Here is a 14,752-nt window from a genome sequence, read left to right on the forward strand (position 1 = left end):
ACAAACTCGTCGAAGCGCTCCGCGCGTCGCTGAAGGAAACGAAACTCCTGCGCGAGCAGAACCAGAAGCTCACCGCCACCCAGCGTGAGCCGATCGCGATCGTCGGCATGGCGTGCCGCTACCCCGGTGGCGTGTCGTCGCCGGAGGACTTGTGGCGGTTGGTGGCGGACGGTGTGGACGCCGTGGGCGGGTTCCCGACCGATCGTGGTTGGGACGTCGATGGTGTGTACGACCCGGAACCCGGTGCGGTGGGCAAGACCTACACCCGTGAGGGCGCGTTCCTGCACAACGCCGCCGACTTCGACCCGGCGTTCTTCGGGATCAGCCCGAACGAGGCGTTGGTGATGGACCCGCAGCAGCGTTTGCTGTTGGAGGCGTCGTGGGAGGCGATCGAGCGGGCGGGGATCGACCCGGTGTCGTTGCGGGGCAGTGATACCGGTGTGTTCGCCGGGATGATGTACCACGACTACCCGGCCAACAACAGCACCGGTGCGGTCGCCTCCGGGCGCGTCTCCTACACGCTCGGCCTCGAAGGTCCCGCGGTCACCGTCGACACGGCGTGCTCGTCGTCGCTGGTGGCGCTGCACTGGGCCGTCCAGGCGCTGCGCGCGGGGGAGTGCTCGCTGGCACTCGTCGGCGGTGTCGCGGTCATGGCGACGCCGGAGACCTTCGTGGAGTTCAGCCGGCAGCGCGGGCTGGCGAAGGACGGCCGGTGCAAGTCGTTCGCGGGCGCGGCCGATGGCACCGGCTGGGGCGAGGGCGTCGGTGTGGTGCTGGTCGAGCGGCTGTCGGACGCGCGCCGCAACGGCCACCGCGTGCTCGCCGTGGTCCGCGGGTCGGCGATCAACCAGGACGGCGCGTCCAACGGTCTCACCGCGCCCAACGGCCCGTCACAGCGCCGCGTGATCCGGGCGGCCCTCGCCAACGCCCGCGTCTCCGTCGACCAGGTCGACGTGGTCGAGGGCCACGGCACCGGCACGACGTTGGGCGACCCGATCGAGGCGCAGGCGTTGCTGGCGACCTACGGTCAGGACCGCCCTGAGGATGCCCCGTTGTGGTTGGGTTCGATCAAGTCGAACATCGGCCACACCCAGGCCGCGGCCGGTGTCGCCGCCATCATCAAGGTGGTCCACGCCATCCGGCACGGCGTGATGCCGAAGACGCTGCACGTGGACGAGCCGTCCCCGCACGTGGACTGGGCGGCCGGGAACGTGCGGTTGTTGACCGAGGCGCGGGAGTGGTCGGTCGAGGGTCGGCCGCGTCGGGCCGGCATCTCGTCGTTCGGGATCAGTGGGACGAACGCGCACGTGATCATCGAGCAGGCGCCGGAGGAGGAGACCGAGCTCGCTACCGCCGAGCTGCCGGTCGTGCCGCTGCTCGTGTCCGGGCACGACGCCGAGGGCGTGGCCGCGCAGGCTCGCAAGCTGCACGACTGGTTGGTGGACAACCCGTCCGTGCGGCCGACAGACGTGGCGTTCTCGCTGGTGAACACGCGTGCGGCGTTGTCGCACCGGTCGGTGGTGGCCGGTCGGGACCGCGACGAGCTGGTGCGTGCGCTGGCCGGGCTGGTGCCCGCGTTCACCCGGTCCACGGGCTCGACGGCGTTCCTGTTCACGGGTCAGGGTTCGCAGCGGGTCGGCATGGGTCGTGAACTGTCGGCGGCGTTCCCGGTGTTCGCGGGTGCGTTCACGGAGGTGCTCGCGGGCTTCGACCCGGTGTTGCGGGACGTGATGTGGGGTGAGGACTCGGAACGGTTGGATCGCACTGAGTTCACGCAGCCTGCGTTGTTCGCTTTCGAGGTTGCGTTGTTCCGGTTGTTGGAGTCGTGGGGTGTTCGGTCGGATCGGCTTGCGGGTCATTCGATCGGTGAGATCGCGGCTGCCCACGTCGCCGGTGTGCTGTCCTTGCCTGATGCGTGCCGGTTGGTGTCGGCGCGTGCGGGTTTGATGCAGGCGTTGCCCGAAGGCGGGGCGATGGTGGCGATCAAGGCCACCGAAGCCGACGTGCTGCCGTTGCTGACCGACGGTGTCGGTATCGCTGCGGTGAACGGGCCGGATTCCGTGGTCGTCTCCGGGGTCGAGGCCGAGGTGTTGGCGGTCGCGGCGCAGTTCGAGCGGTCGAAGCGGCTTTCGGTGTCGCACGCGTTCCACTCCACCCTTATGGACCCGATGTTGGACGATTTCCGCGCGGTGGTGCGGGAGTTGAGCTTCCAGGCACCGACTATCCCGATTGCCACCGCCGGCGATGTGACGGACCCGGAGTACTGGGTGCGGCACGTGCGGGACGCGGTGCGGTTCCACGATGCGGTGACGCAGTTGCACGGCGCAGGTGTCACGAGGTTCGTCGAGGTCGGGCCCGACGGCGTGTTGAGCGCGCTGGTCGACGGCGCGATCGCGTTGCAGCGCAGGGGGCGTGACGAAGCGGTCACTCTGGTCGCGGGCCTCGGGCAGCTGCACGGCACGGGCGGTGGGGTCGACTGGCAGGCGTTCTTCGACGGCCGCGGCACGCGGGTGGACCTGCCGACCTACGCGTTCCAGCGCGAGCGGTACTGGCTGGACACGATGGACTACCTGGCCGAGTCGTGGATGGCCGACGAGCTCGGCAACGTGAGGTCCGCCGGGCTCGGGAAGGTCGAGCACCCGCTGTTGGGCGCGGTGGTGGAGTCGCCCGACTCGGAACGAGTGGTGTTGACCGGGCGGCTCGGCACCGACCGGCAGCCGTGGCTGGCCGACCACGACGTGCTCGGCAGCGTCCTGCTGCCCGGCACGGGCTTCGTCGAGCTGGCGGTGCGCGCGGGTGACCAGGTCGGCTGCACCACGCTGGAGGAGCTGACCCTGACCGCGCCGCTGGTGCTGGCGCCGGGCAAGGCGGCAGTGGTGGAGGTCGTGGTCGACGCGCCCGACGGCAACGGTCGCCGGCCGGTGTCGGTGTACTCGCGGGAGGAGGGTTCCGACGCGCCCTGGACGCTGCACGCGCAGGGCGCGTTGTCCGAACGCGCGGTCGTGCCGTCCTTCGACCTGGCGCAGTGGCCACCGGCCGGTGCGGAGTCGATCGACCTCGACGGCGCGTACGAGCAGCTGGCCGATCAGGGCTACGGCTACGGGCCGGTGTTCCAGGGGCTCAAGGCGGCCTGGAAGGTCGGGGACGACGTGTACGCCGAGGTCGCGCTGCCCGCGCAGAACGCCGAGGCCGCGCGGTTCGGGCTGCACCCGGCGCTGCTCGACGCGTCCCTGCACGCGATCCTGGTGCACGACGACGGCAACCGCGACGGCCGGACCGTGCTGCCGTTCGTGTGGAGCGGTGTCACGCTGCACGCCGCCGCCGCGCACGCGGTCCGGGTGCGGATCACCCCGTCCGGGCGGGACAGCATCGCGCTGGCCGTCGCGGACGAGACCGGCCTGCCGGTCATGTCGGTCGAGGCGCTGGTGTCCCGGCCGGTGTCGGCGGCGCAGCTCGACGTGCGGCCCGACCACCGCGACGCGCTGCTGCACATCGGGTGGCAGCAGGTCCCGGTCGCCTCGGCCGAGGGGGCCGAGGACGTGGTGTTCGCCGTGACGACGCCGGACGGCGACGTCACCGACCGCGTGCGCGCGGTCACGGCGGCCGTGCTCGACCAGCTCAACGCCGAGCGCACGGGCACGCTGGTCGTGGTGACCACGCACGCCGTGGCGGTGGGCGCGGACGACGTGGTCGACCTGGCGCAGGCCCCGGTGTGGGGTCTGGTGCGGGCCGCCCAGGCGGAGAACCCCGGCCGGTTCGTGCTGGTGGACACCGACGGGTTCGACGAGTCGCTGGTCCGGGCGGCGGTGGCGACCGGTGAGCCGGAGATCGCCCTGCGCGCCGGGTCGGCGCACGTGCCGAGGCTGGCCAGGACGTCCGCGACCGGTGACCGGCCGCGGTGGCGCGAGGGCGGCACGGTGCTCGTCACGGGTGGTACCGGTGGTCTGGGTGGTCTGGTGGCCCGTCACTTGGTGGTCGAGCACGGTGTGCGGCACCTGGTGTTGACGAGTCGGCGTGGAGTGGAAGCGCCGGGCGCGACCGAGCTGGGAGAAGAGCTGACCGCCCTTGGTGCGGCGGTGACGATCGCCGCGTGCGACATGGGTGATCGTGACGCGGTGGCGGCGTTGTTGGCGGGCATCCCGGCCGAGCACCCGTTGACCGGTGTCGTGCACGCCGCCGGCGTCGCGCGCAACGGCGTGGTCGGCGCGGTCACCCCCGAGCAGGTCGAGGACGTGTTCCGCCCGAAGGTGGACGCCGCCTGGCACCTGCACGAGCTGACCGCGGAGGTGGACCTGGCCGCGTTCGTGCTGTTCTCCTCGGCGGGTGGCATGGTGCTGGCCGCCGGGCAGGCGACGTACGCGGCGGCGAACGTGTTCCTCGACGCCCTCGCGCACCACCGCCACGCCGAAGGGCTGCCCGCGACGTCCCTGGCGTACGGGCTGTGGGGCGTGGACGCGGGCCTCGGCGCGCTGCTCGGCGAGGTCGACCTGGACCGCGTGCGCCGCCAGGGACTCCCGCCGCTGACGCTCGAGGAAGGTCTCGGCCTCTTCGACGCCGCGCTGGGGACGGGCCGGCCGGTGCTCGTGCCGCTGCGGGTCGACGCGGCGACCGCACGCGCCCGCACCGGCGACGTGCCCGCGTTGCTGCGCGGACTCGTGCGCGCTCCCGCCCGTCAAGCGGCACGGCGGGGTTCGAACGAGCTGGCCGGGCGACTGGACGGCCTCACCGACGCCCAGCGCGTCGACGCGCTGCTCGACCTGGTGCGCGGCCACGTGGCCGCCGTCCTCGGGCACGCCTCCGCCGACGCGATCGAGCCCGACCGGGCGTTCCAGGAGCTGGGCTTCGACTCGCTGTCGGCGGTCGAGCTGCGCAACGCCCTCAACACCGTGACCGGCCTCGACCTCCCGGCGACCCTGGTGTTCGACCAGCCGTCCGCGCGTGCGGTGGCGCAGCACATCGCGGAGACGCTGGCCGGCGCCGCCGCCGCGACCACCGCGGTCGTCACCAGGGTGGCGGCCGACGAACCGATCGCCATCGTCGCGATGGGCTGCCGCTACCCCGGCGGCGTCACCACGCCGGAGGACCTGTGGCGGGTGGTGCTGGACGGCGTCGACACCGTGACCGGGTTCCCGGACAACCGCGGCTGGGACGAGGTCTACGACCCCGAACCCGGCAAGCGCGGCAAGAGCTACACCCGCGAGGGCTGCTTCCTGCACGACGCGACCATGTTCGACCCCGGGTTCTTCGGGATCAGCCCGAACGAGGCCGTCGCCATGGACCCGCAGCAGCGGCTGCTGCTGGAGATCGCCTGGGAGGCCCTGGAACGCGCCGGGATCGACCCGGTCTCGCTGCGCGGCAGCGCCACCGGCGTGTTCGCGGGCCTGATGTACCACGACTACGGGCAGGGCTCGGACCGGGCGCACTCCAGCGGCGGCAGCCTCGTGTCCGGCCGCGTCTCCTACACCCTCGGCCTGGAAGGGCCCGCGGTCACGGTCGACACGGCGTGCTCGTCGTCGCTGGTCGCCCTGCACCTGGCGATCCAGGCGCTGCGCTCCGGTGAGTGCTCGCTGGCGCTCGCGGGCGGCGTGACGGTGATGTCCACGCCGGACATGTTCGTCGACTTCAGCCGCCAGCGCGGGCTCTCCGCCGACGGCCGGTGCAAGTCGTACGCGGGCGCGGCGGACGGCACCGGCTGGGGCGAGGGCGCGGGTCTGCTGCTGGTCGAGCGGTTGTCGGACGCGCGGCGCAACGGGCACCCGGTGCTCGCCGTCGTGCGCGGGACCGCGCTCAACCAGGACGGCGCGTCGAACGGCTTCTCCGCGCCGAACGGGCCGTCCCAGCAGCGGCTCATCCGGCAGGCCCTCGGCGTGGCCGGGCTGTCCACTTCGGACGTCGACGTGGTCGAGGGCCACGGCACCGGCACGACGTTGGGCGACCCGATCGAGGCGCAGGCGCTGCTGGCGACCTACGGCCAGGACCGGACCGAGGACGCCCCGCTGTGGTTGGGGTCGATCAAGTCGAACATCGGCCACACCCAGGCCGCCTCGGGCGTGGCCGGGGTGATCAAGATGGTGGAGGCCGTCCGGCGCGGTGTGCTGCCGAAGACGCTGCACGTGGACGAGCCGTCGCCGCACGTGGACTGGGCGGCGGGCGGCGTGCGGCTGCTCACCGAGGCGCGCGAGTGGCCCGCGGTGGACCGGCCGCGGCGGGCGGCGGTCTCGTCGTTCGGCATCAGCGGCACCAACGCGCACGTGATCATCGAGCAGGCCGACCCGGTGGAACCCCGGTCCGAGACGCCGACCGCGACCGGTTCGGTCGTGCCGTGGCTGCTGTCCGCCCGGACGGCGGAAGGGCTCGTCGCGCAGGCCGCGTCGCTGCGGTCGCACCTGGCGGACCGGCCGGACCTGCGCGGTGTCGACGTCGGCTTCTCGCTGGCCACGGGCCGTTCCCGGTTCGAGCACCGCGCCGTGCTGGTCGGTGAGCACCGGGGCGAGCTGATGCGGGAGCTCACCGCGCTGGCCGAGGGCCGGGGCACGTCCGGCGTGGCGCGGTCGACCGGCTCGACCGCGTTCCTGTTCACCGGCCAGGGCTCGCAGCGGGTCGGCATGGGCCGTGAGCTGTACGGGGAGTTCCCGGTGTTCGCGCGGGCGGTGGAGGCGGCGGCGGCCGGGTTCGCCCCGGAGCTGCTGGACGTGATGTGGGGCTGGGACGAGAAGGCCGTCAACCGCACGGAGTTCGCGCAGCCGGCGTTGTTCGTGTTCGAGGTCGCGCTCTACCGGTTGTTGGAGTCGTGGGGTGTTCGGCCGGATCGGGTGGCGGGTCACTCCATCGGCGAGATCGCGGCGGCTCATGTCGCTGGTGTGTTGTCGCTGTCGGACGCGTGCCGGCTGGTGGCGGCGAGGGCGAGCCTGATGCAGGCGTTGCCCGAGGGTGGGGCGATGGTGGCGGTCAAGGCCGCCGAGGCGGATGTGCTGCCGTTGTTGACCGACGGTGCGAGCATCGCGGCGGTCAACGGGCCGGACTCGGTGGTCGTGTCGGGTGTCGAGGCCGAGGTGTTGGAGGTCGCGGCGAAGTTCGAGCGGTCGAAGCGGCTGTCGGTGTCGCACGCGTTCCACTCGGTCTTGATGGACCCGATGTTGGACGCATTCCGGGCGGTGGTGCGGGAGTTGAGCTTCCGCGAGGCGACCATCCCGATCGCCACGGTCGGTGATGTGACGGACCCGGAGTACTGGGTGCGGCACGTGCGTGACGCCGTCCGGTTCCACGACGTCGTGGTGCGGCTGCGCGAGCAGGGTGTCGTGCGCTTCGTGGAGGTCGGCCCGGACGGCGTGCTCAGCGCGCTGGTCGAGGACGGCATCCCGTTGCAGCGCAAGGGCCGTGACGAGGCCGTCACGCTGGTGACCGGCGTCGGTCGGCTGCACACCGCCGGCGGGACCGTGGACTGGCGGGCCTTCTTCGCGGGCCGCGCCGCCCGGCGGGTCGACCTGCCGACCTACCCCTTCCAGCGCCAGGAGTACTGGCCGGACGAGCAACTGCTGCTCACCCCGGACATCGCGGCCACCGGCCTGGCCACGGTCGAACACCCCCTGCTGGGTGCGGCGGTGCCGCTGGCCGACTCCGGCGAGCTGCTCCTCACCGGACGCCTCGCCGTGCACGCGCAGCGCTGGCTGGCCGACCACCGCGTGTTCGACAACGTCCTGGTCCCCGGCGCCGCGCTGGTCGAGGTGGCCGTCCAGGCCGGTGACCGCGTCGGCTGCGACGTGCTGGAGGAGCTGACCCTCGGCGCACCGCTCGTGCCGGGCGAGAAGGGCTCGCAGCTGCAGGTGCGCGTCGGCGCGCCGGACGACGACGGGCGACGTCGGATCACCATCCACTCCCGTCCCCAGGACGCGGAGCCGGACGAGCCGTGGACGTCGCACGCCGAAGGTGTGCTCGTGGCCGGGACGGGGGCGACCGGCGCCCGGTTGGACGAGTGGCCGCCGCCCGGGGCCGAGCCCGTCGACCTCGACGGTGCGTACGAGTTCCTCCAAGAGCGCGGGTACGGGTACGGCCCGGCGTTCCAGGGCCTGCGGGCGGCGTGGCGGCGCGGTGACGACGTCTACGCCGAGGTCGCGCTCCCGGAGCAGAGCCGCGCCGAAGCCGCCCGGTACGGGCTGCACCCCGCGCTGCTCGACGCCGCGATGCACGCGTTGAACTTCGCCGGTGACGAGGACGCCGACGGCACGCGCACGATGCTGCCGTTCTCCTGGTCCGGCGTGACCCTGCACGCCACCGGCGGCACCGCGCTGCGGGTCCGGCTGAGCCGGTCGAGCGAGACGGCGTTCGCGCTCACCCTGGCCGACGCCGCGGGTGCGCCCGTCGCGTCCGTCGCGGCGCTGAACCTGCGCCCGGTGTCGGTCGAGCAGTTGACGGCGGGTCGGCGCGACGCGTCGGTGCTGCGCGTCGACTGGAACCCGCTCGCCACGCCCGAGGACCGGGTGGAGCTGGTGCCGTTCGCCGACGTCGCCGAGGGTCGTCCGGCCCCCGCGCACGTCCGGCTGCGCGTCGAACCCGTCGGTGACGACGTGCCGACGCGCGTGCGGTCCGCCACGACCGCCGTGCTCGCCGCCGTGCGGACCTGTCTGGAGGACGAGCGCTTCACCGGCACGACCCTCGTGGTGGTGACCAGGCACGCGGTCGACGCCGGTGACGGCGTGGTCGACGTCGCGCAGGCCCCGGTGTGGGGCCTGGTGCGGGCGGCGCAGGCGGAGAACCCGGGCCGGTTCGTGCTGGTGGACGTCGACGACCGGGCCGTGTCCGCGGGCGTGGTCGACCCCGCCGCGGCTGCCGGTGAACCGGAGGTCGCGGTGCGGGGCGGCCGGTTGAGCGTGCCCAGGCTGGTCCGGCACACCGACGTCGGTGACCGGCCGCGGTGGCGCGAGGGCGGCACGGTGCTCGTCACGGGTGGTACCGGTGGTCTGGGTGGTCTGGTGGCCCGTCACTTGGTGGTCGAGCACGGTGTGCGGCACCTGGTGTTGACGAGTCGGCGTGGTGTGGAGGCGCCGGGCGCGGCGGAGTTGGGTGAAGAGCTGACGGCGCTCGGTGCGGAGGTGACGATCGCGGCGTGCGACGTCGGTGATCGTGACGCGGTGGCGGCGTTGTTGGCGGGCATCCCGGCCGAGCACCCGTTGACGGGTGTCGTGCACGCCGCCGGCGTCGCGGACAACGGCCTCATCGGCACCATCACGCCCGAGCGGATCGACCCCGTGCTGCGGGCCAAGGCGGACGCCGCCTGGCACCTGCACGAGCTGACCGCGGAGGTGGACCTGGCCGCGTTCGTGCTGTTCTCCTCCGCGGGTGGGCACGTCCTCGCGTCGGGCCAGGCGCCCTACGCGGCGGCGAACGTGTTCCTCGACGCCCTCGCCGCGCACCGGGCGGCGTCCGGGCTGGCCGCGACGTCGATGGCGTTCGGCCTGTGGGCGGTCGACACCGGCTTGAGCGCCTACCTGACCGAAGCCGACCTGCACCGCCTCCGTCGTCAGGGCCTGCCCGCGCTGACCGAGGCCGAGGCGTTCGCCTCGTTCGACGCGGCGCTCGCGGCGGGCGTGCCGGCACTCGTGCCGCTGAAGGTGGACGTGCAGGCGCTGCGCTCCCGCACCGACGAGATCCCCGTGCTGCTGCGCGGTTTCGCACCGGCACGCAGGCGTGGCGCGGCGGAGGCGGCCGAAGCGGGCGCGCTGCGGCAGCGGCTCGCCGGGCTGGACGAGGACGCGCAGGAAGTCGTGCTGCGCGACCTCGTGCTCGGGTACTGCGCGATGCTGCTCGGCCACACCGACCCGGCCGCCGTCGACCCCGAGCGCGACTTCCTGGAGTCCGGGTTCGACTCGCTCACCGCGATGGAGCTGCGCAACCAGCTCAACGCGGCCACCGGGCTGAGCCTGCCGCCCATGGTGGTGTTCGACAACAAGAACCCGGCGGAGCTGGCACGGTGGGTGCGGTCCGAGCTGGCCGTCGGCGCGACGGCGACGCCGGTGGCCGCCGCGGCGGACGACTCGCTCAGCGCCCTGTTCCGCGCCGGGCTGGAGGAGGGCCGCGTCGGCGAGGCGTACGACCTGCTGCGCGCGGTGGTCGCGCTGCGGCCGAAGTTCACCTCGGCGGCCGACCCGGCGGACATCCCGTCGCCGGTCACCATGCGCGAAGGGCCGGCCGGCGCGCCGCGCCTGATCTGCCTGAGCACGCCGATGGTCACCGGTGGCCTGCACCAGCACTCGCGGGTGGTCGGGCACCTCGGCACGCCGCGGCACGTCGTGGGCATCCCCACGCCGGGCTTCGTCGCGGGGGAGGGCCTGCCCGCCTCCGTGGACGCCGCCGTCGAGGTGCTCGCCGCGGCCGTGCTCAAGGCCGCGGAGGGCGAGCCGTTCGTGCTCTTCGGCTACTCGTCGGGCGGGTCGCTGGCCTACTCGGTGGCCGGGCACCTGGAGCGGACCGGGGCCGCACGACCGGCGGGCGTGGTCATGCTCGACTCGTTCAAGATCCTCGACGAGGGCTCCGGCGCGGCCATGCCGATCCGCGAGCTGACGCTGGGCCTGTACGAGAAGGAGTCCCTGTTCGGCCGGTTCGACAACGCCCGGCTGTCCGCGATGGCCTGCTGGTTCGACCTCGTGCCGAACCTGCGGATGGACCCGGTCGAGGCGCCCGTGCTGTTCATCCGGTGCACCGAGAGCTTCCTCGACCTGCCCGAGGACCAGCAGGACTGGCTCGCCGAGCCGCTGGAGCCCACGCACGCCGTGCGGTCCGTGGCGGCCAACCACTTCACCGTCATCGAGGAGCGCTCCGCCGACACCGCGAAGCTCGTCGACGGCTGGCTCGACTCGATGGAGAGGGACGACCGATGAAGATCAAGCCGACGTCGAGGGGCCTGGCGCCCTTCGGCGAGCACCACACCTGGTACCGGGTGACCGGCGACCTGCGCGCCGGCCGCCCGCCGCTGGTGGTCGTCCACGGGGGGCCGGGCAGCACGCACGACTACCTCCAGAACATGGCCGCCCTCGCCGAGCACGGCCACCCGGTCGTGCACTACGACCAGCTCGGCAACGGCGGCTCCACGCACCTGCCCGACCGGGGGCCGGGCTTCTGGACCGTGGAGCTGTTCCTGGCCGAGCTGGACAACCTCCTCGCGCACCTGGGCATCGCCGACGGGTACGTGCTGTACGGGCACTCCTGGGGCGGGATGCTCGCCACCAAGCACGCCGCCGCGCGGCCCGCCGGGCTGCGCGGCCTGGTGGTGGCCAACTCGCCCGCGTCCTACCCGTTGTGGTTGCGGGAGATGGAGGTGCTGCGCGCCCGGTTGCCGTTGGGCGTCAACGACACCTTGCTGCGGCACGAGGCCGCGGGCACCACCGACAGCGAGGAGTACGCCAAGGCGATCATGCCGTTCTACACCGAGCACGTGTGCCGGCTCGACCCGTGGCCGCGCGACTACCTGGCCTCGTTCTACGAGATCGTCAACGACCCGACCGTCTACCACGCGATGAACGGGCCGAGCGAGTTCCACGTCGTCGGCACCCTCAAGGACTGGTCGGTGATCGACTGCTGCCCGTTGGTGGAGGTGCCGACGCTGCTCATCTCGGGCAGGCACGACGAGGCGACGCCGGTGACCGTGCAGCCCTACGCCGACCTCGTGCCCGACGTGCGGTGGGAACTGTTCGAGGAGTCCAGCCACCTGCCCAACCTGGAGGAGCCGGAGCGCTTCACCCGGGTCATGCGGGACTACCTGGACGGCCTGTCGGCCCGGTAGGGGGAGCTAGGGGTGTGCCGGGCCCGGACCCGCGCCACACACTCGCAGGGAAACCGCGGCGCGTCACACGTGAATGGACAAAGGTACATGGACACCGCCATCACCTTCCCCGGAATGGGGCCCAACCGATTCCACGACCTCGCCAAGTTCCTGCTCGTCGACCCGTCGACCCGGGCCATGCTCGCGACCGCGGACGACGTGCTCGGCTATTCCCTGTTCGACCGCTGCCTGGCCGATGACGACGACTACTCGGAATACGCTCAGGTCGCGTTCCTGATCGCCTGCCTGGGCATGGCCAAGTGGGCGGAGGAGGAGTTCGGCGCACGCCCCGAGGTGTGCGTCGGGCTGAGCTTCGGGGGCAAGACCGCCGCGGTCTACTCGGGCGCGCTGGACTTCGCCGACGCGGTCGGCCTGACGGTGGCGATGGCCAGGGCCGAGCAGGAGTACTTCGCCCACGAGCACCGCGACGTGGTCACCCACTCGTTCACCCGGGTGCCCGCCGACGCGCTGGCCGAGATCCTCGGCGAGATGGACCGGCGGGGCGAGTGGCACGAGATCTCCTGCTACGTCGACGAGGACTTCCACATGGTGTCCCTGCGCGACACCGCGTTGGAGGAGTTCCAGCGCAGGCTCCGGGCGGTGGGCGGCATGTCGTTCTACACGATGCGCCCGCCGCTGCACTGCGCCGCGTTCGCGCCGCTGCGCGACCGGGTCGAGCGCGACGTGCTGGCCGGGATCGACTTCGCCGACCCGCGCGTGCCGGTGGTGGCCGACCAGGACGGTCGGGTGCTCACCACGGCGGACGGGGTGCGGACGATGCTGCTGGACGGGATCGTGCGCCCGGTGCGCTGGCCCGCCGTGATCGCGGCGCTGCAAGGGCTCGGGGTGCGCACGCTGCACGTCGCCGGGCCGGACGCGGTCTTCGGCCGGGTCCGCGCGGCGCGTTCCGCGTTCGAGGTCGTGCCGGCCAACCTGGACCGCGTGCTGCGGCCACGCACCCGCGGCATGGCCGCCGCGAGCGCGTAGCCGTCGCTGCCCGGTCCGCCGGTCAGGCGGGTTCCATCATGGACGACAGCGCCGCCCACAGCGTGCCCGGCGTGGCGAACGTGCTCATGTTCAGCGACTCGTCCAGAAACCGCACGCCGTACTCCTGCTCCACGGCGGACAGCAGGTCCACCGTGGCCATCGAGTCCAGGCCCAGGTCGCGCAGCACCGCGTCCGCCGCCAGCTCCTCGTCCGGCGGGAGGAAGGGCAGTTGCGCCCGCAGCAGCTCCTCGAACCGTTCGTCCCACATAACCCCTCCGACTGTCGTTGGTCCGCTGGACCGAAACGACACCCGATCCGCGGTGCCCTCACAACCCCTGGCGCCCCCTAGTCCCCGGAGCCACGATGACCGACACGACACCCGCGCTGCACGCCCGTTTCCTGCGCGGGCTCGCGGTTTCGCCGCACCGTGACGCGGTGCGCGTGGGCGCGGACGCGATCACCTACGAGGCCGCGCACGACCTCGCGTCGCGGTGGGCGGGCGCGCTGCTGGCCGGTGTGGACGAACGGCCGCGCGCGATCGGCGTGCTGGCGGGCAAGAGCGTCGAGGCGTACGTCGGCGTGCTCGCCGCGCTCTACACCGGCGCCGCGGTCGTGCCGCTGCACCTGGCGTTCCCGCCGGCGCGCACCGCGCGGATGATCGAGCTGGCCGGGGTGTCGGCGCTCATCGTGGACGAGGAGGGCGCGGGCGTGCTCGCCCGGATGCCGGAGGTCGACCTGCCGGTGCTCGCCCCGGCGGGCGGCGACGTCCCCGCCGGCCGGGCCGTGCCGGTCCACGCCGCCACCGCGCTCGGCGAGCCGCGGTCGGTCGACGCGCGGGACACCGCCTACCTGCTGTTCACCTCGGGGTCGACCGGCACGCCGAAGGGCGTGTCGATCACCCACGGCAACACCCGGCACTACTTCGACCTCGTCACCCGTCGGTACGAGGCAGGCGCGGACGACGTGTTCTCGCAGACGTTCGACCTCAACTTCGACTGCGCGATGTTCGACCTGTTCTGCGCGTGGGACGCGGGCGCGACGGTGCAGGCCGTGCCCGCCGCCGCCTACCGCAGGCTGCCGGAGTTCCTGGCCGAGCGCGGCGTCACGGTGTGGTTCTCCACGCCCAGCGCGATCCCGTTGGTGCGCCGCACCGGCGGCCTCGCGCCCGGCGTGCTGCCGGGGCTGCGGCTGAGCCTGTTCGCGGGCGAGGCGCTCAAGGCCGCCGACGCCGCCGACTGGCAGGCCGCGGCGCCCAACTCGGCGCTGGAGAACATCTACGGCCCCACCGAGCTGACCGTCACCGTGACCGGGCACCGCTGGCGGCCCGACACGTCACCTTCCCTGTGCGTCAACGGGCTCGTGCCCATCGGTGCCGTCCACGAGGGACACGACCACGTGCTGCTCGGCGCGGACGGCGAGCCTGTCGCCGACGAGGGCGAGCTGTGCGTCACCGGGCCGCAGCTCACCGCGGGCTACCTCGACCCCGCCGACGAGCGGGGCCGGTTCGTCCGCCGCGACGGCCGAACCTGGTACCACACCGGGGATCGCGTGCGCAGGCTCGACAACGGCGAGCTGATCTACCTCGGCCGGCTCGACAGCCAGGTCCAGGTGCAGGGCTGGCGGGTCGAGCCCGCCGAGGTCGAGCACGCGCTGCGGTCGTGCCCCGGCGTGCAGGACGCGGTGGTCGTCGCGGTCACCGCGGACGAGACGACCGAACTCGTCGTCTACTACACCGGGGAGCCGACGCCACCCGCCGCGCTGGCCGCCGCGCTGCGCTCGACGTTGCCTTCCGGAATGGTGCCGAAGCGGTACCGGCACGTCGATGAATTCCCGCTCAACTCCAACCGCAAGGTGGACCGTTCACGGCTCGCAGCCGATGCCGCGGCCGTGTACTCGCCTAGGGGTGAGAAAAGCTCTCTAGGGGTGTGACCGGTGCCGGCCGCCGGTTAC

4 protein-coding genes and 1 pseudogene are annotated in these 14,752 nt (G+C 73.0%); 4 read left to right on the forward strand and 1 reads right to left on the reverse strand.

What is annotated here, in order from left to right; genetic code table 11:
* Nucleotides 1-5: 5 nt before the first annotated feature.
* The 3 genes and pseudogenes from LNK82_RS14875 to LNK82_RS14885 all read left to right on the forward strand — a co-directional run.
* Nucleotides 6-10,874, forward strand: a pseudogene (locus tag LNK82_RS14875) (SDR family NAD(P)-dependent oxidoreductase); the annotation flags it as partial.
* Nucleotides 10,871-11,776 carry a proline iminopeptidase-family hydrolase gene (locus LNK82_RS14880; RefSeq protein ID WP_230567565.1) on the forward strand — a complete coding sequence of 302 codons (906 nt, stop codon included), beginning with the start codon at nucleotides 10,871-10,873 and terminating at the stop codon, nucleotides 11,774-11,776. The pseudogene LNK82_RS14875 and the gene LNK82_RS14880, both read left to right, overlap by 4 nt.
* Nucleotides 11,777-11,890: 114 nt before the next feature.
* Complete coding sequence (locus LNK82_RS14885; protein ID WP_230567566.1) at nucleotides 11,891-12,802, forward strand: ACP S-malonyltransferase; 912 nt, start codon at nucleotides 11,891-11,893, stop codon at nucleotides 12,800-12,802.
* A 22-nt stretch (nucleotides 12,803-12,824) separates the two neighbouring features.
* Here the strand turns inward: LNK82_RS14885 and LNK82_RS14890 are convergent, their stop codons facing one another.
* Nucleotides 12,825-13,070: a phosphopantetheine-binding protein gene (locus tag LNK82_RS14890; RefSeq protein WP_230567567.1), complete on the reverse strand. Its 246-nt coding sequence runs from the start codon at nucleotides 13,068-13,070 to the stop codon at nucleotides 12,825-12,827.
* Between the two features lie 95 nt (nucleotides 13,071-13,165).
* Between LNK82_RS14890 and LNK82_RS14895 the strand changes: the two genes are divergently transcribed.
* Nucleotides 13,166-14,731 (forward strand): AMP-binding protein, encoded by a 1,566-nt coding sequence (locus LNK82_RS14895; RefSeq protein WP_230567568.1) that lies wholly within the window; start codon nucleotides 13,166-13,168, stop codon nucleotides 14,729-14,731.
* Nucleotides 14,732-14,752: the final 21 nt, after the last annotated feature.

Source organism: Saccharothrix luteola (assembly GCF_020859565.1).
Taxonomy (GTDB): domain Bacteria; phylum Actinomycetota; class Actinomycetes; order Mycobacteriales; family Pseudonocardiaceae; genus Actinosynnema; species Actinosynnema luteola.

What these genes read in the sequence shown, in the direction of transcription:
- LNK82_RS14880 (WP_230567565.1), top strand. Translation starts at nt 10,871, where the DNA reads ATGAAGATCAAGCCGACGTCGAGGGGCCTGGCGCCCTTCGGCGAGCAC.
- LNK82_RS14885 (WP_230567566.1), top strand. Translation starts at nt 11,891, where the DNA reads ATGGGGCCCAACCGATTCCACGACCTCGCCAAGTTCCTGCTCGTCGAC.
- LNK82_RS14890 (WP_230567567.1), bottom strand. Translation starts at nt 13,070, where the DNA reads ATGTGGGACGAACGGTTCGAGGAGCTGCTGCGGGCGCAACTGCCCTTC.
- LNK82_RS14895 (WP_230567568.1), top strand. Translation starts at nt 13,166, where the DNA reads ATGACCGACACGACACCCGCGCTGCACGCCCGTTTCCTGCGCGGGCTC.